The following is a 20,384-nucleotide window of genomic DNA, read 5'->3' on the forward strand; positions in this document are numbered from 1 at the left end:
AAGCCGCCCCCGCACCGCTCACTTCCCCCAAGGCAAGATCAATACAGCGCCTCTTCATCATCCAGCACTTCGTGCAGGATATCCAGGAACATGTGATCCGCCTCGCTCCAGTTCTCTGGAATGCGGATCGTAGTGTTGGCACTGATTTCCCTGGCGATCACCTCATTGGCCTTCGGCTCATTGCGGTGCTTACGGGCAATTTCCACAGACTTGACCGCAATGGTCGGATCGCTCAAAACCTTCTTGATGAACACTCGCAGCTCATCAATCATGCGGGCCTGACGGCTTTCGGCAGACGAACTCATCATTTACTCCCGGATAGTTTGACGTTCAGGGGACACCCCTCAACCTATAGATAGTATGGCTAATTCGGCTGGCCGCAACCAGCCCGGGGGAGATGATCCTGCCCGCTCCGTTATTGAAGCAGGCAGGGGCAGGCATTACATCAGCAAGCCACGCAGGGTGAAGAACAGCATGGCGGCCATCAGCGCGGATGCTGGCACGGTGATGATCCAGGCAGCGACGATGCGTGTCAGGTGTGAACGCTTGACCATTTCCTCCCGGTAGATCTTCTTCAGGCGCTTGCGCTCGCTCTTGGACAGGGGCACCTGTTTTTTCTTCTTGGCCTGCTTAAGCAGATTTTCCATCTCTTCCACTGACGCATTGCGGAAGTCCTCCAGGAACGGTCGCAGTCTCTCCTGCTCGACTTCGTCATGGTGCTCCATGATCTTGTGAAGCTGGGTCGCGTAATTGGATTTCAGGTACTCCCGCAGGAAACCAACGCCGAACACACCACCAATGGCAATGTGAGTGGAGCTGACCGGCAGACCCAACTGGGAGGCAATGATGACCGTCAGTGCGGCAGACAATGCGATACAGAATGCGCGGGTCTTGTCCAGTTCGGTAATCTCGCTGCCCACGGTTTTGATCAAGCGTGGACCGAACAGCATCAAGCCTACCGACAGACCCAACGCGCCCACCAGCATGACCCACAACGGAATGGCAGCGGCAGTAACCACCGCACCGGCAGACAAAGCATCGTTGATGGCCGCAAGCGGACCGATGGCATTGGCCACGTCGTTCGCACCGTGGGCGAAGCTCAACAACGCCGCAGCAAAAATCAGCGGCCAGGTAAACAGGGTATTCACGCCAGCCGAACTGTTCTCCATGGTCGCCGCACGACGGCCAACGGCAATCCGCATGATCACAAACACCGCAATGGCTAGTGCCAGACCAACCAGGGAGGCCTGGAGAAAATCGACCTTGATGATCTTTTTAACACCTTTGACCATCAGGTAGGTGCCAAACGCCCACGCCATGATGGCAACCAACCAGGGCACAAACGTGCGGGCTGCCGGAATCAGGTTCTGACGATAGAGAACCGTCTTCTTGATCGCAAAGAGGAACAGGGCAGCCAGCACCCCGCCCATCACAGGAGATATTACCCAGCTGGCAACGATCTTGGACATCACGCCCCAGTCGGCGATCCCCCAGCCTCCGGCCGCAATACCCGCGCCGAGCACACCGCCAACTATGGAGTGGGTGGTGGATACCGGCGCCCCCATCCAGGTGGCCAGGTTCAGCCAGAGCGCGCCCGCCAGCAGAGCAGCCGTCATCAACCAGACAAAGGCATTCACATCCGCGAGACTCTCTGCGTCGATAATGCCTCCCTTGATGGTCGACACTACGTCACCGCCTGCAATGATGGCGCCGCTCGCCTCAAAGACGGCCGCAATCAATACCGCACCACCAAGGGACAGGGCGCCGGAACCCACCGCCGGTCCCACGTTATTGGCCACATCGTTGGCGCCGATATTGATCGCCATATAACCGCCGATAACAGCAGCCGCCATTAACAACATGCTGTTGGGCATACCGCTGCTCAACTGGCCGACAATCAGCCAGATACCAAGCAGAAACAGTAAACTGAATCCAACCCGATAGCGTTCGGTCGAAGGGCTGGTCAGGAGGGTGTCAATAAATCCGCTTTTCGGGGCCATAACAAATCAGGTCTCGTGGATGCTGAATGAGTTGCAACGTATCGCGCCATCCCGGCCAGTCACAGATCACACTATCCCTAGGGTCGTCTACACTGCGCCGCAACTATAAATTTTTTGCCATGAAATTGAAACATAAGGAAACAATGCCAAGCATTGTGAAAAGTCAGGGGAAATAGTGCCAATCCCCGCTAACTTGGCCCATAATCGCCTCTAAAAAGCATCAATAATACAAAAATAGCAATCAAGGCCTAAATGAGAGACCTGAGTACTTCCAGCAGCCACCGGGGCGTTGAGGAAATCGAGGATATCCGTATATCGCGGATTCTGACCTGGCTTTCACTGATGGCCATTCTGTTCCTTGGGGGTATTGGTACCAAAGCCTGGCTGTTCGGCCATACCGGCCACGCCCTTACGTTATGGGCGTTTTCGATCCCCCTCGCATTCAACATGTTCTGGTTTGCCCGCACAGGCAACCGGACTGTGCAAAAGAGTGGGCTGATAGCGACCGTTGGCGCACTGTTTGCCTATCTCATTGCCTCAGGCGGCGAGAACAATACCGGACCGCTGTGGTTCTATGTCTTTCCTCCCCTGCTGTTCTACCTGACCAGCCTGAGAACCGGAACGGCCATTCTGCTATTTTGCTACCTGATTGCCGCGATGGTCTTCCTGTTTCCTGACCTCCCGCTGGTCAACACTGACTACACTCTGGATTTCAAGATTCGCTTCTTTGCCACCCTGACCTTCGAGTCCATCTTATGTTTTGTCCTTGAGGCCAGCCGGCTAAAAGCCAGAAATGAACTGATGGCGCTGGCCCGGGCCCATGAACATGCTGCTCGCACCGATGAGCTGACCGGCCTCGCCAACCGCCGGGAGATGCAACACCGACTGGACGCCGAATTTTCGCGCTACCAGCGATCGGGACATCACTTCTCCATTGCCCTGATCGATCTGGATCTGTTCAAGGGTATTAATGACCAATATGGCCACCACGCCGGAGATGAGGCATTGAGGACCTTTTCCGCCCTGACACGCCAGATCATCCGCCAGTCCGATATCGCTGCCCGCTGGGGCGGCGAAGAGTTCCTGTTGTTGCTGCCAGATACCTCGCTGATACAAGCGCTCGCTCTGGCAGAGCGCCTGCGTGCGGAGGTCGTCAGCACCGAATTCATGTTCCGGGAGCAGCGGCTTCCGGTTACTATCAGTGCCGGGGTTTGCTCCATCGCCAAAGCCGGTTCGGTGGATGAGCTTCTGAAACAGGCGGACATTCATCTATACAGCGCAAAAGAGGCCGGCCGTAACCAGATAGCACCACGGGTACGACCTCATCAGGGGGATAACGGATCCGGGCCAACCCCCTGACCTTGAGACGATGGCAACCAGTCGCTATGATCGTGCGCCAAAGTGATTAACAGGTTGAACCATGGCAGCAATACGAATACTGGTCGGCAGCGTCTACGGCGGTGCCCTGATGACCGCAAGAGCAATAAAAAAGGCACTGGAACCCGAGGGTCATGCGGTAACCATTCTGGAGAATCCGGTCCTGGACGACATCACCGGTAACGACGATGCCCTGCTGGCCTGCACCTCGACCACCGGTCAAGGCGAGGTGCCCCCCAACCTGTTACCGTTTTATCTGGCCCTGCGGGAACAACTCCCCCAGCAACCCGGACGGCCCTTTGGGGTGATCGTGCTGGGCGATAGCTCTTACGGAGACACTTTCTGTGGTGCGGGAGACGCACTGGAAGAAGCGCTGTACGAAACCGCCGCCCGGAAAGTGGGTAACACCCTGCGCATTGATGCACTGGAAACAACTGAGCCGGAAATGGAAGCCCTGCCGTGGATACGGGACTGGATTACTAGCCTGTAGCTCTGTGGCCTGAATCGGCAGCTCTCCGGAATATTCCCGTCTCCGGTCTTGAGCGGGGACCGGGCTGAGGCCATACTGCAGCAAACAAACATAACAAACTTGGTATTTTGTGCGCCATATCGCTCTGCTTTTCGCCCTTTTGGGCGCATTGATCATCATGGCCGCCAGTGCCCAGGCAGCTCCACCGGCATCTTCCGGACTACCGCAACCCGCCATTGCCTTCCTGAAGGCTCCGGCAGTGGCGGACGATGCGTTGACGGAACTCCTGGATCGTCCTGGCTGGCAACCATTGGCGGAAGAAACGCCGAATTTCGGGTACGTGACCGAACATTACTGGTATCGCATGTCCCTGGACAGCGGCTCCGGCCATCAGGTCCTGGAAATCAGCTACCCGCAACTGGACTACGTTGGTTTCTATCTCGTGGCCGACGGCAAGATTATCCAGACCGTGAAAACCGGAGACCACCTGCCATTCTCCGAACGGCCGCTCTCTCACCCGAGCTTCCTGATTCCCTATACCACGGAACCGGGGGTCGACTACGAAATTCTCCTCTCCATACAGACCAGCGGCGCACACCAGGTGCCAATCAGACTCTGGGAGCAGAACGCCCTGTTCGACGCCCTCACTACCGAGGACCGGCTGCACAGCCTTTATTACGGCATCCTGACCACTACCATTTTCTTTAACCTGTTCATTTTCCTGGCGCTGCGGGAAGCCACCTACCTTTTCTATGTGCTTTCCACCTTCGGCTACCTGTTTCTCATGGCCACCCTTCGCGGGGTGACTTACCAGGTCTTCTGGCCAGACAATCCGTGGCTGCACAATCAGACCATGCTGATCGCCGTGCCAATGGCCGTGCTGTTTGCGATGCTGTTTGCACGTTCGTTCCTGCGTCTTCGCAATACTGCCCCCAGAACCGACCTGTTGCTACAGTTCGTCAGCGGGCTCAGCCTGCTGGCCATCCTTGGTACTTTCGTGCTGGAGTTCAACACCTCCATCAAATCATCAGTTGCCCTGGCGCTGTCTGGTTTCCTGTTGTTGTTTATCATCGGCCCCGTCCAGTGGCTGAAACGCAATCCCCAGGCTGGTTACTACACGGTTGCCTGGGGGTTGCTGATCATTGGCACCATGTTGACCGCATCCAACAAATACGGATTATTGCCAACCAATTGGCTGACCACCTACGGCATGCAGGTGGGCTCAGCCCTTGAGGCCATCCTGCTGACCATCGCCCTGGCGAAACGGCTGTACAATGAACGGGAAGACAGGCTCCAGGCCCGAGAGGCAGAGCTGAGAGCCATGGCCGCACGACGCTCAGCGGAATTGCGCCTGATGGACCAGGCGCTGCACGATCCGTTGACCGGGCTGCCCAACCGCACCAGCTTTGAGATGGTGATCAACGATCTCATCACCCGAATTCCGGATCACCGGTTTGCCATTGCTGTGATTCATCTGAACAACCTTCAGGCCATCACCAAGACCCTTGGTCACCGCAATACCGATCGACTGATTGAACTGGCCGCTAGCCGTTATCACAGTGTTGTGCGGGGCGTGCCCGGGATACAGACCATGGAAACCACCGCCCAGCGATCCACCTACCTCGCCTCACTTGAAAACGGCACGTTCGGCTTTGTCGTAGACGCGAACCTGCTCAGTGCTGCACCACGAGCCATCATTCAAGGCCTTGACGAACTGCGAGAGCCAATTGACTACCTGGGGATGCAACTGCCCCTGGATCCACAGATTGGCACAGCGATCTATCCGGAACATGCCCGGGACACCAATTCGCTCATACGTCGGGCTCACATTGCCCAGGACTCCAACGAAGCCCGTGATCGAGGCCTGGCCTACTACCAGCCCACCCGGGACTCCTACAGCGCGGACCGGTTGACACTGGCCTCCGAACTGAGAGAGGCGCTGCAGTCCAACGCGCTGAGCTTGCACCTGCAACCCAAGCTGTCACTGGCGACCCATGCTGTGGTTGGACTGGAGGCATTGATCCGTTGGCCTCGCCGGAAATCACCCATTGGGGCGGACGAGGTCATCGCCCTGGCTGAACAAACCGGCCTGATCAAACCTCTGACCCGCTGGGTGCTGGAACAATCACTGCAACTGAGGGCTCAATTGCTGGAGCAGGGCTGGCCACTGGACATTTCAGTTAACATTTCCCCGAACAATCTGCGAGAGCCGGATTTCCCGACATTTGTTCAACAGTTGATGAACTGCTCCCACAACCACCGCGGTACGCTCACGCTGGAAGTGACCGAGACATCCATGATGCAGGATCCGGCCAACTCCCTGAAAGCCCTGAATTCCCTGCACTCGGCCGGGTTCCCGGTGTCGATTGACGACTTTGGCTCGGGGTATTCATCGTTGTCCTATATCAAACAACTGCCAGCCAGCGAGATCAAGATCGACCGCTCCCTGATCACCGACATCGCTACCCACCCCGGCGATCGTGTCATCGTGCAGACCACCATCGATATGTGCCACTCCCTGGGTTACAAGGTGGTTGCAGAAGGTGTTGAGGATGGAGGAACCGTGGAACTTCTTGCAGCCATGGGTTGCGACATGGTCCAGGGCTACTGGCTGACACCACCGCTGCCCATTGACGAAATGCTGGCGTGGCTGGCGACTGGCCGCACGCTGTCCGACACCAGTCGCAAGCTTGGCTGATACTAGCGGGAACGCTTACGAATCAGCGCTTCCTGGGTAGTAGAGGCCACCAGCCCACCGCTCTGGTTAAAGAAGTTGCCACGGTTGAACCCGCGACCAGCCGACGCACTGGGGCTGTCCTTGTCGTACAGCAACCAATCATCCATGCGGAAGTCCCGGTGGAACCAGATGGCGTGATCGAGACTCGCTACCTGCATGTTCTTGCTCATGAAGGTAACGCCATGGGGATTCAGGGAGGTGCCCAGGAAAGCGAAATCCGAGGCATAGGTCAACAGACAACGGTGCAGGACCGGGTCATCTGGCAGGTGACCCTGGGTCTTGAACCAGCTTTGCTTATGGGGCGGGCGGGGTTCCGGCTTGAACGGATTGACCGGGTCTACTGGCCGGATCTCGATCGGCCTGTCACGGGTCAGGCTATCCCGAAATCGCTCCGGGACGTGAGGAGCCAGCATTTCGCCGTATTCCTGTTCCGACTTCAGAGTGTCCGGCGCAGGTGCGTCAGGCATCTCCAGTTGATGCTCAAAGCCTTCCTCCGCCACCTGGAAGGACACAGACCCCGTCAGGATTTCCTTGCCGCCCTGGCGGGCAATCACCCGCCGGACCGAAAAACTGCCGCCGTCCCGTACACGCTGGACCTCGTAATCGATCGGCATGCTGTGGTTACCGGGACGCAGGAAATAGGCATGCAGGGAATGGGGCAGCCGACCTTCAACCGTACGACTGGCTGCCATCAAACCCTGCCCCAGCACCTGGCCGCCAAACACATTGGGGAAACCAAGGTCTTCACTGTCACCCTGGAAATGATCGTCCCCGATTGGCGAGAGATCCAGAAGATCTACCAGCTTTCTGGTTACTTCAAGCATGCCTACTCCTGTTAATTCGTTAGCTCACGAATGGATTTCTACCCCAAGCGAGCTATTTTCGCAACAGGCTTAATCGTGGATCGGCGGTACTTCCTTGGATAGCGCCTGCTTCTCCACGGCGTAACTGCCGGTGACGGCGAAACCAAGGATGGTGCCATCCGCGGCCTTGTACAGGGCCTTCACGTTATTGCCATCCTGCTCCAGCTCCCATTCACCTTCCGCATCGGATGGCGGGGGGCAGACAGAGGTGGGACAGCATGGCGTCTTGATCATCACCGGCATGGTGCCATAGGCCACTTCTGTACGCTCACTGACCAAAGTCTTTGCCAATGCCCGTGAACAGGCCATCAACGGAAGGACATACAGCATCACATGGCCGTCAACTTCTGCGCAGTCGCCCAAGGCGTATACGTCCGGAGCGGATGTTTCCAGAGCCCGATTCACCATGATACCCCGATTGACCTCAAGCCCCGAAGCTTTAGCCAGATCAGTTCTTGGGCGCAAACCAACTGCCGAGATGACCAGATCCGCTTGCAGGGTTTCGCCATTTGCCAGCGCGAGCGTCACGCCGTCACCTTCACGGTCAATCCGATCCACTACGGTTTCCAGATGGAAGCCTACCCCGAGATCTATCAGGGCAGATTTGACCGCCTCGGCCGCCGGTCGCGGCAGTAGTCCGGGCATCAATGTGTCCGAGGGCGCAATGACATCCACCTCGTAGTCGCCATTACGCAAATCGTTGGCAAATTCGCAACCAATCAGACCCGCGCCCATGATGGCCACGCGCTTCTTACCTGCCAGCGCTTCGCGAAATGCCCGGTAATCCATCAGGTCGTTGATAGAAAACACCCGATCCTGGCCGTCGCCTTCAATCGACAGACGGATCACATCCGCGCCCCAGGCCAGAACCAGTTTGCTGTACCTGATGCGTTCTTCACCGGTCACCAGCTCATGGGCCTCGGTATCAATACCGGTCACCGTGGTGTAGGTCCGCAGGTCAAGATTGAGTTGCTCGATCATCGCCTCGGATGTTGCCTGGGCAAGCTCGTCGGCTTCCTTGCCCTTGGTAAACCCGGTAGACAGCATCGGCTTGGAATAACTGAAGCCGTCGTCAGCCGTCACCATGACAATGGGGATGTCCTTGTCCTGCTTACGGATTTCCCTGGCCAGTGAGTAACCCGACAGACCGGTACCCACGATAACGATAGGGGCTTCTGTAGTCATTCCTGTTCTCCGATTATATTGAACCTGTAGATGAAGTGCTGGTGTTAACCAATCTCGATCATTTCAAAGTCTTCCTTGCCAACACCGCAGTCCGGGCACACCCAGTCTTCCGGCACATCTTCCCACTTGGTACCCGGCTCGATACCGTCTTCCGGCCAGCCTTCTGCCTCGTCATAGATCAGGCCACACACCACACACTGCCACTTTTTCATAATCTCTCTCCGCAATTTTTGTCAGGGCGCAATAATAATTGTCAGACAATCATGCACGCAAGTTTTTGTAGCAACTGCCCATTACTCATATCGGGCCACCATCATACCCACCCCTCCACAATTGACCAATGCCACTCAGGACAGTGACCCGGCGGTTTTTCTGCCAATAGCAACAAATACCCACCATGATGCATTGGCGCTGCCCCTCCCTTCCGTCCTCCTCCTCCGGTATAATCGCCCGTTTTACGACAGGATCCGACCGCTATGCCCGATACCGTCGCCGAAATGAACCAGGTAATGAACGAAGCCGATTGCCTGGTCAGTGAACAGCAGGTACAGGATGCCATTCGCGCCCTGGCAGAAACCATCACTGACCGCCTCAAAGACAGCAATCCGCTGCTGTTCTGTGTAATGAACGGTGGTCTCATACTGACCGGACAACTGCTGCCACTGCTGAAATTTCCAGTCCAGGCGGAATACCTTCATGCCACCCGCTATCGACAGGAGACCACTGGCGGGATCCTGGAGTGGAAGTTGAGCCCGGACGCAGACATGCAGGACCGCACGGTGCTGATCGTGGACGACATTCTGGATGAGGGCACCACGCTGTGTGCCATTGCGGATTACTGCCTGGCCCACGGAGCCAAGGAAGTACTGACCGCCGTCCTGGTCGACAAGCAGCACGATCGCAAGGCCCGCCCGGACCTGAAAGCCGACTTCACCGGGCTGGAAGTGGAAGACCGCTTCCTGTTCGGGTATGGCATGGACTACAAGGGCTACTGGCGCAACGCTCCCGGGATTTATGCCGTTAAAGGGCTTTAATCACCAGGCCAATGCCCTGACCATCCCCCCTACCGACTGGTACCAGTCCCTGGCTGCTGCCGGGCTTAGCAACCCCACAGTGCATGGCCCGGCCCGTTACTGGCTGCAGGTGGAAGGATCGCTGACACGGGAACTGCAGTTACGCTGTGCCCGCTCGTTTCACGTGGACGTGACCCGCGAGGGCTTTACCCTGCCTAACCGGGAAGAGGCCCGTACCCTGAACATTCCGGAACGCCAGTACGCCTGGATCCGGGAAGTCCATCTGTGCGGCGATGGTGAGCCCTGGGTCCTGGCACGCACCATTATTCCGCTGGCAACCCTCGCCGGCTCTGGCCGGTGCCTGCGCCATCTTGGCCGCAAACCCCTTGGCGCCTGGCTGTTCAGCAACCCACTGTGGCAACGTGGCCCGTTTGAAACCGGCATCTGCCACACCAGCCATCCGGCACAACCCCCGGTTGCACGACGCTCCCGTTTCTACAGCGGCGACAAGGCCCTGCTGGTTGGCGAATACTTCCTGCCACGCTTCTGTCACTGAAACCAGGCTTTAATCCCCTGACCTACGCTGGCTATAATCCCCGCACAGAAGCCAGACATAACAACCCGGACCACCCCCTATGCTGCTGAATGCCATGCCCGACCATATCCAGAGCCGACTGGCCGATTACGCCAAGCTGCTGCGCCTGGACCGCCCCATCGGTAGCCTGCTCCTGCTCTGGCCCACCTACTGGGCCCTGTGGCTGGCCGCCGAAGGCGCGCCCAGTATCGGTAACCTCATTATCTTTACCCTGGGCGTGTTCCTTATGCGCGCCGCCGGCTGCGCCATTAACGATTTCGCCGACCGCAAAGTCGACCGCCACGTCAAACGCACCAAAGACCGCCCCCTGACCTCTGGCCGCATCGACGCCTGGGAAGCAGTCGCGCTGTTCCTCGGCCTCTCGCTGGTCGCTTTCCTCATGGTCGTGCTGTTCACCAACCCGCTGACCCTGTACCTGTCCTTTGGCGGCGTGGTACTCGCCTTCATCTACCCCTTCATGAAGCGCTACACCCACCTGCCGCAACTGTTCCTCGGCGCCGCCTTCTCCTGGGCCATCCCCATGGCCTGGGCGGCACAGGCCAACGAACTCACCCAGCTGACCTGGCTGCTGTTCACCGCCAACGTACTATGGACTGTGGCCTACGACACCCTCTACGCCATGGTCGACCGTGACGACGACCTGAAAATCGGCATCAAATCCACCGCCATCCTCTTCGGCGACGCCGACCGCGCCATCATCGGCTTCCTCCAGGCTCTGGTGGTGATCATTATGGTGATGATCGGCAGCCAGGCAGAACTGGGGGTAGTTTATTACCTGGGTGTACTGGCCATGGCCTGCCTGTTCGGCTATCAACAATACCTGGCCCGCCTCCGCGAGCGGGAGGGGTGTTTCAAGGCGTTCCTGAACAACAACTGGGCTGGGTTTGCTGTGTTTACCGGGCTAGTTATCGACCTACTCATTCAGTAATTCGTGGAAGGCCCGAACAAGCTTGGCGTGCCGGAGTGGGCCGGGCCTCCACAAACCCTGCATTGCCAGGGATGGCAATGCGGAGCCCCCATGGATGGGTTCACGGCGTGTTTGTGGAGGCCCGGCCCACTCCGGCACATCCTCCCAAGCCAAAAGCAGTTTGTGTCATATACTTGTAACACTGGGGCGTTGTAATGAAGCAGCAACAATACTAGGTCTGATACAGGTTAATGCTCATGACTGGAAAAACTGTCCTGATCGTCGATGACGAAGCCCCGATCCGCGAAATGATCGCCGTGGCGCTCGAAATGGCGGACTACGACTATCTGGAGGCATCGGACGCCCTCGAAGCGCATGCCCTGATCGTCGACAAACAACCCGATCTCATCCTGCTCGACTGGATGCTCCCGGGCACCAGCGGCGTAGAACTCGCCCGACGCCTCAAAAAAGAAGAGGCCACCGCCGATATTCCCATCATCATGCTGACCGCCAAGGTCGAGGAAGATAACAAGATCCAGGGCCTGGAAGTCGGCGCCGACGACTACATCACCAAACCCTTCTCACCACGGGAACTGGTCGCGCGCCTCAAAGCTGTCCTGCGCCGCGCCACGCCCCCCGGTGTCGACGCGCCGATCGAAGTGGAAGGCCTTACCCTTGACCCTATTGGCCACCGCGTCTCTACGGAACAGGGCGCCCTCAACATGGGCCCCACCGAATACCGCTTGCTGCAGTTCTTCATGACCCACCAGGAACGGGTATATACTCGCTCACAGCTACTGGATCAGGTCTGGGGTGGCAACGTTTACGTGGAAGAGCGGACGGTAGACGTGCATATTCGTCGCCTGCGCAAAGCCCTTGGCGACCAGTATGACTATCTGATCCAAACCGTTCGTGGTGCCGGCTACCGGTTTTCAACCAAAGCCGCATAATCGGCGAGCACCGGCGCCACTTTAATTGTAAGGCTGCTGCATGCAATACAACTGGTCACGACATCTGCGCCTGATTATTGCGTTCCTGATCGTCTGCACCGTTGCCGGAGCGTTCTTTGGTTACCCGATATACGGATTAACTGCCGGCCTGATCGGCTATCTCTGGTGGACGCTGGTCCAGGCCAAGAGGCTTTATCACTGGCTGGGTAATCCCGGAGGTACCAGCGAGGCACCGCAGAGTGTGGGCTTGTGGGGTGACATTTTCGACAGCCTCCACAAACTCCACCAGAACCACCTGCACCTGCAAGACCGCCTGAGAGCCCGGATCAATCGCGTGCAGGAATCCACCAATGCCATGCGTGACGGCGTCATCATGACAGATGCCAATGGCACCATGGAGTGGTGGAACGGTTCGGCGGAATACCTGCTGGGCTTTCGGCGCAATACCGACCGGGGTCAGTATATTCATAACCTGATACGCACACCGGCGTTCAAGGCCTATTTTGATGCCCGGGATTACCGGGAGTCCCTGGAAATCCATTCACCGGCCAAGCCGCACATCCGCCTGCAGATACAGATTAGCCTGTTTGGGGACGATGACCGCCTGATCGTCGCCAAGGATGTCACCCGGCTCTACCAGCTGGAACAGATGCGCCGGGATTTTGTGGGCAATGTATCCCATGAAATGCGAACGCCCCTGACGGTGATCAGCGGATACCTCGAAACCCTGGTGGACAATGCCGACGAGCTTCCCCCAAAATGGCGGCGGGCCGTCAACACCATGGCACAGCAGTCCTCCCGAATGGAGGCCCTGATTACTGACCTGATACTGCTGTCCAAGATTGAAACCGGAGAACAAACGGTCAACGATACCGTGACCGATGTCGAAGCCCTGATTCGACAAATCTGTCACGACGCCAGCGCCCTCAGCGGAGACAAACAGCATGAATTCAGCGTCAACATCACCGATCACCGACTGCTGAAAGGCGATGAAAGCCAGCTACGCAGCGCATTCTCCAACCTGGTATTCAATGCTGTGAAGTACACACCGGCGAAAGGCCACATCACCGTCACCTGGAGCGCAAACCGGGAAGGCGCCCACCTGTCAGTGCGGGATACCGGCATTGGTATCGACCCGGTGCACATTCCCCGCCTGACAGAACGTTTTTATCGCGCCGACCCGAGCCGTCACAAAGAAACTGGCGGGACCGGTCTTGGCCTGGCCATCGTCAAACATGTATTGCTGAACCACGACGGTAACCTGGAAATCCGCAGCCGGATTGGCGACGGCAGCGAGTTCATCTGCCATCTCCCAAGGGAAAGATTGGTGGAGCGGGCGCCTGAGAAGGTGTCCTGATCAGCGAGCACCGGCACGGAAACGGGCGATAAAGCGAGACAGCTCTTCCATCTTTTTCGGGTCCTCATCAACGAAGCGGATGGTTACACTGACAAAGTCGGTGTCCTGCCGCTTGTCGACAGCCTGCAACTGCTGGACATAGCCATTCAGCCTGGCCATCTGGTCTTCCGCCACTTCGATATCAACCACCGCCTGGTCAAGAATACCGGGAAACTGCTGGTCACTCCTCGCAATGACCCTGACCTCGGTCAGGTTTATGTCCTTGACCACGGATTTCAGGGTGTAGTCGGCAAATCGGACCGACGCCGCGCTCATCGCACCACGCGAAGCCGGTGGTTTCTCGCCACCGGCGCCGCCCTTCTTCAGCAATGGCGAGGCTGCCGGTCGGACGTCCGGCACCGCGGGCGCCGGTGCCGACTCCCGTTTCTGGGTCAGCAGAGCAGCAGATTCCTTGAAGGCATCTGCCGGCCCCTCCATGGACTTGCCACTACGGTCCATCACATCCTTCAGCTTGCGCCCCATCACCTTGATAATCTTCTTGCTGAGCCCATCGGGGCTGAACGGCTTGCCAAGGTACTCAGACACACCTTCCCTGACCGCTTCAACCACGTGATCCTTGTCGCCACGACTGGTGATCATGATAAAGGGTACTTTCTCGTACTGGGGTTGCTTCCGCATCCACTGCAGGAGTTCCAGTCCCGACATTTCCGGCATTTCCCAATCGCAGAGGATCAGGTCAAACGTCGTGCGGGACATCAGGGACTGCGCCCGGCGCCCATTCTGTGCATCGGTGGTTTCAATGACGGGAAAGCGCTGGCGTAGTGTTCGTTTCACCAGATCCCGCACAAAGCTGGCGTCATCAACGACCAGCGCCTTCAGCGTTGCCATGTTTCCCGACCTTCTTCGTGACCAACCACAGGAAATGTACGACCAAACTATAGAACAAAGCAGGCAGCGTGGAACCTCCGTGCTACAAAAACACCACAATTCACCTGCAAAGGAACTGGCGAGTTAAAGAATTGTCACCCTTAGAGGCCCAAACCGGTATTTCCGTTGGTCGAAAAAAAGCTAACATGGGTCAGCCTATGCTTATCGGGCACCTCACCAACCGCTATCCACACCGAGGTTTTGCGTGCTTAAGAAACAATCAGGGACTACCCCCGGCAAAAGGATTCTCCGTTGCCTTTCCGTGACCGGTATTCTTGCCGTTTTTTCACTACCGGCATCTTCCAATACCGATTCCACCGACGATTTCCAGGCATGCCTTGGCCGCCTCAAGGCCCATGCCATTGACGCCGGTGTTGCGGAAGCAACCGCAAGCAAAGTGCTCGCACAGGTAGAATACCTGGACCGGGTGATCGAGCTTGACCGTCGACAACCGGAGTTCACCACCACCTTTGCCGATTACCTGAACCGCCGGGTCAATGACGACCGAATCAGTAATGGGCGCTCGCTGTTGCTGGAACACCGGGAGCTGCTGGCCGATGTCACCCGGGAAACCGGGGTGCCGGCTCCCTACCTGCTGGCCTTCTGGGGCCTGGAGACCAACTTCGGCACCTACTTCGGAAAAATGTCCGTCCCAAGCTCCCTGGCAACCCTCGCCTGCGATCCTCGCCGCAGCGGCTTCTTCACCGAACAGTTAACGGCTGCACTACAGATTATTGACGAAGGCGCCATTTCCGTCGAACAGATGGAAGGCTCCTGGGCCGGCGCCATGGGCCACGTCCAGTTCATGCCAACGGTGTTCCTGAAGCATGCCGTGGATGCCGATGGGGATGGCAAGCGTGACCTGTGGAACAGTCTGCCGGATGCCATGATGTCCGCCGGACATTTTCTGCAGGATCTGGGCTGGGACAAGGACTACCGCTGGGGCCGTGAAGTGATCCTGCCAGACGGTTTTGACTACGAACTGGCCGATGGCCGTCGGTTGACCCTGGAAGAGTGGAACCAGCTCGGAGTCACCGATGCCTTTGGTGACCCTCTGGCCAAGGAACCCATCAAGGCCGCGCTGGTGGTACCATCCGGCCACCGGGGACCGGCCTTCCTTGCCTACAAGAACTTCCGCGTGATCATGGGCTGGAACCGCTCTGAATTCTACGCCATCGCGGTGGGTCACCTTGCCGACCGGATCGCCGGTGCCGGCACCTTGCAGAACCCACCTCCAGAAGACCAGCCAAACCTGTCCAGAGCGGACATCCTGGCCCTGCAGCAAGCACTGAACGACAATGGCTTTGATAGCGGTGAGCCCGACGGCATCCTGGGCCCCGCCACGCGTTCAGCCATCCGCCAGTTTCAGGCCAGCGAGGGCATGGTTGCCGATGGCTACCCGGGAGAACCGGTCTTTTCCCGACTCGACCTTGATCTCTGATGATGTGGACTTGAGCTCATGGATTCGATAACGCAAGCTGCCCTCGGGGCCACTATCGCTGGCGCCGTTGCCGGCAAGGCTCTGGGGCGGTCAGTACTGGTAACGGGTGCCGTTCTGGGCACCCTCCCGGACCTGGACGTGGTTATCGATTACGGTACCGCCGTGGCCAATTTCACCCAGCATCGGGGATTCACTCACTCGCTGTTTGTCCTGATACCACTCTCTATCATGCTGGCATGGGGACTCTGGCGCTGGAATCCGGTGATCAGTTACCGACGCTGGCTGCTACTAACCGGATTGATTCTGGTTACCCACCCCCTGCTGGACACTTTCACCACCTACGGTACCCAGTTGTTCTGGCCGCTGGGGCCACCCATCGCCCTGCACAGCATTTTTATTATCGACCCGCTGTATACTCTGCCACTGCTGGTGGCCATTGGTTGTTTCCTGATGAGACCATCAATGCCCCGCAGCCTCGTCGTGGGCCTTGGCGTTTCCACACTGTATCTCGGGTGGACTCTGGTGGCGCAACAGATAATTTCCAGCCGGGTCGAGCCAACACTGGCGGCGGCTGGGCTGGATGATGCGCCGCGCATGGTGCAGCCAATGCCGTTCAATACCATCCTCTGGCGCGTCACAGCCATCAGCGACGACCGCCGCGTGGAGATGGTCACCGGTTTCCTTGATGGCGACGCCCCGCTGACTCTTGAGGTGTTCCCGCGGGACCCGGTCCTGGCTGAACAGGCTCTGGCGCTGGAGGAAGGCCAGCGACTGGCATGGTTTACTGAAGGGTTTCTCCATTACGAACAGGTTGACGGCTTACTGCTGGCCACCGATGTCCGACTGGGCGTGCCCGGCGCCCATCCGTTTACCTTTGTGCTGGCGGCGGACAATGGCAACGGCCTGGAACCCTACGCCAGTTATCGCCAGGACGGCCCAGCCCTGCGCCCGGAGTTGCTGGGTGCACTGTGGGCCAGGTTGACCGGTGCGGCACCGGTTCTGTGCCTGGCCAGCCTGGAACTGCCACCTCCGGGAGAAGGGTGCTCCTGATCATGCGACTGGACCAGTTCATTGCCAGCACCACGCCGCTGTCCCGCAAGGAAGCCAAACGGGTCATCGGTCAGGGGCGCGTGATGGTGAACGGCGAGGCCTGTCGCCAGGCTTCCACTCATATCGGTACGAACGGCAGCGTCACTCTGGATGATGACCTTCTGGCCCTGCCCGGCGAACGTTACCTGATGCTCAACAAACCCCAAGGCGTGGTGAGTGCGACCACCGACAGCGACCACCCTACGGCCCTGGATCTGTTACCCACCAATCTGCGGCATAACCTGCATATCGCCGGTCGCCTGGACGCCGACACCACCGGGTTGCTGTTACTGACCTCCGATGGCCAATGGTCTCACCGCGTAACCTCGCCCCGGGTAAAATGCCCCAAGACCTATCGGGTTACTCTCAGTGACCCGATTACCGAAGCCGCCCTGCAACAATTGCGGGCGGGCATGGAACTCAGGAATGATCCCAGGCCTACCAAGCCGGCCAAAGCCATGCGCGTCGGCGAGTACGAGATTGAACTGACCATCTCAGAGGGGCGTTACCATCAGGTGAAGCGCATGCTGGCCGCGACGGGGAACCGGGTGGAAGCTTTACACCGGATCAGTATCGGCGCCATTGCGCTGGACAGTAATCTGGCTCCTGGCGCGTTCCGGGAGCTGACCGAGGCAGAAATCAGCAGCATACCCTGAAACTGCTCAGGTACGCTCGAATCGCTGGGCTTTCAGATTCTTGCGTACGGCGCCGGCCGCAAATACCTCACCGTTCATCGCGATATACACACCTGCAGGCAACAGCTGGACCGCCGCCCACGCGAACCCGAGGTTGAACACAGCATCACTGCGACGCATCCTGGCCGGCTGCATGGCGCCCATGAGGACAATGGTTTTATCCTTAATCGCCGTCAGGGCCTGGGCGGTTGCTGCCATAGTATCAGTACCATGGGTAATCAGGATCTTGTCGTAATCGGACGACGCCACCGTATGACGTACCAGTTCCCGGTCCGCGTCGTCCATTTCCAGGCTGTCCTTCCGCATCAACCCGGTGATCTGGTAGCCGTCGTGAATATTGGACTCGCTCAGCAATTCCGGCAACAGGGATTCGCCCACCTCAAACTCACTGTTGGCATCGAAATACACCTTGTCGATGGTGCCACCGGTTGTCACTATTTGAATCACGGGCTGAATCCTCACTTATCCCGGTTTTCCGGTATCAATTCACACCGACTGCAGCTTGTTCATCTGACACTGCGTCCTGTCTTCGGGCAGTGGTATAAGCCGCGTTTTTTTCCTGCTCGTACGCTTTCGCCGCCGCAGCCACCTTACCCGGGGCACCGGTATCCAGCCAGTTTCGAATGCGGCCGGCATCTCCCATCGGGGAACGTGTGCCCAGCGAGTCAAGCAACACGGTCACCACCTGCTCACCGTTCATATTGGACAACATGACCAGACAACGCCCAGCCTCCGACAGGTAACCGGTTTTGCTCAGCCCAACGCCCCAGCTGTCCCGGTGAACCAGGACATTGGTGTTGCCAAATGACAGGCTGTAACGAGGCTGGCGAAACCGACCGGTATAATAGCGGGTGGTGGAGTAATCCCCGATCTGTGGATGCTTCGAGGCCGCATTCACCAGCCTGATCAGGTCCGCTGCGGTAGACCTATTTTCAACCGATAACCCGGTTGGATCCACAAACGTCGTGCGAGTCATGCCCAGTTCCAGGGCTTTCTTATTCATCGCCTGGACAAACGCGTCATAGCCACCGGGGTGATGGCGCGCCAGTGTGTAGGCGGCAAAGTTCTCCGATGACATCAGGGCAATCCGCAACATGTCGGCGCGACGCATCTCGGACCCCACCCGGATACGAGTGTACGCATTGGCCGCTGCAGGTAGGTGGCGCTTCCTGAACTCCAGCCATTCGTTCAGCGGTTCTCCGGACTCCATGACCACCAGCGCCGTCATCAGCTTGGTGATGGACGCGATCGGTACGATCCTGTCGGCATGCTTGTCGACCACCAGTTCATTACTGCCGGCATAGGCCGCCGCTGCATTAACGGACGCCAGTTGCAGCGTTTCCGCCCGTTGTTCATGAGCGTAAGCCTTGGACATGGCGGAAATGAACATCAGGCACATCAGGCCAGACAGGACTCGTCGATACATTAATCTACCTCGGGTGAATCTGTTCGATGGTGAATAAAATCCAGCCTACTATACCAGCGAATCCCGCACAGGAACTCCCCTCACCCCGCGCCAGGATTAACAGTCCTTCACAATCGCAACATCAGCTTTTTGCGTGCCCACCGTCACACTTTTCGCTCATCCGTTTTAAACGGCAAATGCAAAACACTATAAAATGGAGTAAAATTTCTTTTAATTCATAATGTTACACAATATTAATGTTTGTTACCGCTTTGTAACAGCCTCCTTGGCACTTTAAACTGACCAGCAGGATCAATCCCTGAATGGACTCATCGGCGAACCCGCAATCCGACCCTGGCGCCCTCCCTGTCCATAATTGGCGGCAAATACCAAGACTGCTCCGGCGCTGGTTACCCCTGAGCCTTCTCGTTTCTGGTCTGGTTTACGGGCTGACCGTTACTTCAATCCTGTCTAACCATGACAGCATCAAAGCAGGTCATGCTCTCCCGGAATTGAGGGCGGCCGATCACACTGATCACGTCCCAACAGAATTTACTCTGCAATCACTGGACGCAATCCTCGCGACACCAGGGGCATCCACCATTCCCTGGACCACGACACCGGAAAACCATACCGGCATTGGCTACCCGACCCAGCCCGCCACTTTCCGCTTCTCATTGGACAACCCGGAACAACAGGCCACGCGCAAGCTTCTTGTGGTGACTGCGCCATCGATGGACAGCATCACTCCGGCCATGATCACCCCGGACGGTACGCTGGAGCGACTGCCGCACATGGGCGACATCCACCCCTTCAGCAACCGCCTGTATGATCTGCCACAATGGATCTGGCCCGTCACCCTGCATCCCGGCACGACCACCTTCTTTTTCGAAGTTGAAAATGCCGGCCCAACCCTGCTACCAATATCCATCCACAAACCGGAAACCATTCTTGGGCACACAGCCTTCACCCTGGCCTGGAAGGCCTTTATCGGCGGCCTGTTGACCTTTGCCCTGTTGTTCAACATCAGCATCGTCATCATGCTTCGTCGCCCCGGGCTGGCCTGGTTGAGCGTGCTGATGGTCGGGGTCATGCACAGCCAGCTGGTCATGGACGGTTTCGGGCTCTGGTTCCTGTGGTCCGACTGGCCCCAGTTCAACGCCCTGCTCAGCGTATCCCTGCCCCTGTGCCTGATTGCCCTGTGCCAGTTTACGCCTCACTTCCTGTCCATATCCCGACCCATTTCATCGATACTCAATGTCATCAGCCTCGCTGCTCTCGCCCTGGCAATTGTGACGCCCCTGGGCTTACCTTTGCCGGGACAAGGCTCGCTGCTGGTGCTGGCAGCCCTGACCGGCCTGTTTATCCTTGCCG

Annotated in this window: 20 protein-coding genes; 12 read left to right on the forward strand and 8 right to left on the reverse strand. The window is 57.8% G+C overall.

Annotation, left to right across the window (positions count from 1 at the left end; genetic code table 11):
• Positions 1-38 precede the first annotated feature (38 nt).
• Positions 39-305, reverse strand: coding sequence for a hypothetical protein (locus MARLIPOL_RS05595; protein ID WP_012137124.1), 267 nt, complete (start codon positions 303-305; stop codon positions 39-41).
• A gap of 135 nt (positions 306-440) precedes the next feature.
• Entirely contained in the window at positions 441-2,000 is a 1,560-nt protein-coding gene (locus tag MARLIPOL_RS05600) for an inorganic phosphate transporter (RefSeq protein WP_012137125.1), read from the reverse strand.
• A 252-nt stretch (positions 2,001-2,252) separates the two neighbouring features.
• Between MARLIPOL_RS05600 and MARLIPOL_RS05605 the strand changes: the two genes are divergently transcribed.
• The 3 genes from MARLIPOL_RS05605 (at position 2,253) to MARLIPOL_RS05615 (ending at position 6,544) form a co-directional block, all read left to right on the forward strand.
• Positions 2,253-3,359, forward strand: a complete 1,107-nt coding sequence (locus tag MARLIPOL_RS05605; protein ID WP_012137126.1) for a GGDEF domain-containing protein — start codon at positions 2,253-2,255, stop codon at positions 3,357-3,359.
• A gap of 61 nt (positions 3,360-3,420) precedes the next feature.
• Positions 3,421-3,867, forward strand: a complete 447-nt coding sequence (locus MARLIPOL_RS05610) for a flavodoxin (RefSeq protein WP_012137127.1) — start codon at positions 3,421-3,423, stop codon at positions 3,865-3,867.
• A 157-nt stretch (positions 3,868-4,024) separates the two neighbouring features.
• Complete coding sequence (locus tag MARLIPOL_RS05615) at positions 4,025-6,544, forward strand: EAL domain-containing protein (RefSeq protein WP_082446064.1); 2,520 nt, start codon at positions 4,025-4,027, stop codon at positions 6,542-6,544.
• 2 nt (positions 6,545-6,546) lie between these two features.
• Here MARLIPOL_RS05615 and MARLIPOL_RS05620 read toward each other — a convergent pair whose 3' ends face one another.
• The 3 genes from MARLIPOL_RS05620 to MARLIPOL_RS05630 form a co-directional block, all read right to left on the reverse strand.
• Complete coding sequence (locus MARLIPOL_RS05620; protein ID WP_012137129.1) at positions 6,547-7,407, reverse strand: acyl-CoA thioesterase; 861 nt, start codon at positions 7,405-7,407, stop codon at positions 6,547-6,549.
• 69 nt (positions 7,408-7,476) lie between these two features.
• The gene (locus MARLIPOL_RS05625; protein WP_012137130.1) at positions 7,477-8,631 is read right to left on the reverse strand and encodes an NAD(P)/FAD-dependent oxidoreductase; all 1,155 of its coding nucleotides are present in this window, start codon (positions 8,629-8,631) and stop codon (positions 7,477-7,479) included.
• 44 nt (positions 8,632-8,675) lie between these two features.
• Positions 8,676-8,843, reverse strand: a complete 168-nt coding sequence (locus MARLIPOL_RS05630) for a rubredoxin (RefSeq protein WP_008173532.1) — start codon at positions 8,841-8,843, stop codon at positions 8,676-8,678.
• A 264-nt stretch (positions 8,844-9,107) separates the two neighbouring features.
• Here MARLIPOL_RS05630 and MARLIPOL_RS05635 point away from each other — a divergent pair, with 264 nt between their 5' ends.
• From MARLIPOL_RS05635 to phoR, 5 genes are all read left to right on the forward strand, one after another.
• Entirely contained in the window at positions 9,108-9,665 is a 558-nt protein-coding gene (locus tag MARLIPOL_RS05635; RefSeq protein ID WP_012137131.1) for a hypoxanthine-guanine phosphoribosyltransferase, read from the forward strand.
• Complete coding sequence (locus MARLIPOL_RS05640; RefSeq protein WP_036190774.1) at positions 9,646-10,200, forward strand: chorismate--pyruvate lyase family protein; 555 nt, start codon at positions 9,646-9,648, stop codon at positions 10,198-10,200. The genes MARLIPOL_RS05635 and MARLIPOL_RS05640 overlap by 20 nt, the downstream gene beginning before the upstream one ends.
• Before the next feature lie 79 nt (positions 10,201-10,279).
• The gene (gene ubiA, locus MARLIPOL_RS05645; RefSeq protein ID WP_012137133.1) at positions 10,280-11,167 is read left to right on the forward strand and encodes a 4-hydroxybenzoate octaprenyltransferase; all 888 of its coding nucleotides are present in this window, start codon (positions 10,280-10,282) and stop codon (positions 11,165-11,167) included.
• 236 nt (positions 11,168-11,403) lie between these two features.
• Complete coding sequence (phoB, locus tag MARLIPOL_RS05650) at positions 11,404-12,096, forward strand: phosphate regulon transcriptional regulator PhoB (RefSeq protein WP_012137134.1); 693 nt, start codon at positions 11,404-11,406, stop codon at positions 12,094-12,096.
• A 40-nt stretch (positions 12,097-12,136) separates the two neighbouring features.
• Positions 12,137-13,453 carry a phosphate regulon sensor histidine kinase PhoR gene (phoR, locus tag MARLIPOL_RS05655; RefSeq protein ID WP_012137135.1) on the forward strand — a complete coding sequence of 439 codons (1,317 nt, stop codon included), beginning with the start codon at positions 12,137-12,139 and terminating at the stop codon, positions 13,451-13,453.
• On the opposite strand, the gene MARLIPOL_RS05660 is transcribed toward phoR, so the two are convergent.
• Positions 13,454-14,341: a response regulator gene (locus MARLIPOL_RS05660; protein ID WP_012137136.1), complete on the reverse strand. Its 888-nt coding sequence runs from the start codon at positions 14,339-14,341 to the stop codon at positions 13,454-13,456.
• Positions 14,342-14,585: 244 nt separating this feature from the next.
• On the opposite strand from MARLIPOL_RS05660, the gene MARLIPOL_RS05665 reads away from it, so the two are divergent.
• The 3 genes from MARLIPOL_RS05665 to MARLIPOL_RS05675 are packed head-to-tail and all read left to right on the forward strand — an operon-like array spanning position 14,586 to position 17,566.
• A complete protein-coding gene (locus MARLIPOL_RS05665; protein ID WP_051123086.1) occupies positions 14,586-15,821 on the forward strand; it encodes a lytic murein transglycosylase in 1,236 nt (411 codons plus the stop codon).
• Positions 15,822-15,839: 18 nt separating this feature from the next.
• Positions 15,840-16,871, forward strand: coding sequence for a metal-dependent hydrolase (locus MARLIPOL_RS05670; RefSeq protein ID WP_012137138.1), 1,032 nt, complete (start codon positions 15,840-15,842; stop codon positions 16,869-16,871).
• Positions 16,872-16,873: 2 nt separating this feature from the next.
• Complete coding sequence (locus tag MARLIPOL_RS05675; RefSeq protein WP_036190779.1) at positions 16,874-17,566, forward strand: pseudouridine synthase; 693 nt, start codon at positions 16,874-16,876, stop codon at positions 17,564-17,566.
• 6 nt (positions 17,567-17,572) lie between these two features.
• Here MARLIPOL_RS05675 and MARLIPOL_RS05680 read toward each other — a convergent pair whose 3' ends face one another.
• Entirely contained in the window at positions 17,573-18,052 is a 480-nt protein-coding gene (locus MARLIPOL_RS05680) for an asparaginase domain-containing protein (protein WP_012137140.1), read from the reverse strand.
• 34 nt (positions 18,053-18,086) lie between these two features.
• A complete protein-coding gene (gene pbpG, locus MARLIPOL_RS05685; RefSeq protein WP_012137141.1) occupies positions 18,087-19,031 on the reverse strand; it encodes a D-alanyl-D-alanine endopeptidase in 945 nt (314 codons plus the stop codon).
• 302 nt (positions 19,032-19,333) lie between these two features.
• Between pbpG and MARLIPOL_RS18635 the strand changes: the two genes are divergently transcribed.
• On the forward strand, positions 19,334-20,384 hold a 1,051-nt coding region (locus MARLIPOL_RS18635), incomplete at its 3' end, for a 7TMR-DISM family protein (RefSeq protein WP_012137142.1).

Origin of the sequence: Marinobacter lipolyticus SM19 (assembly GCF_000397065.2) — a bacterium.
In the GTDB taxonomy this organism is placed as follows: Bacteria; Pseudomonadota; Gammaproteobacteria; order Pseudomonadales; family Oleiphilaceae; genus Marinobacter; species Marinobacter lipolyticus.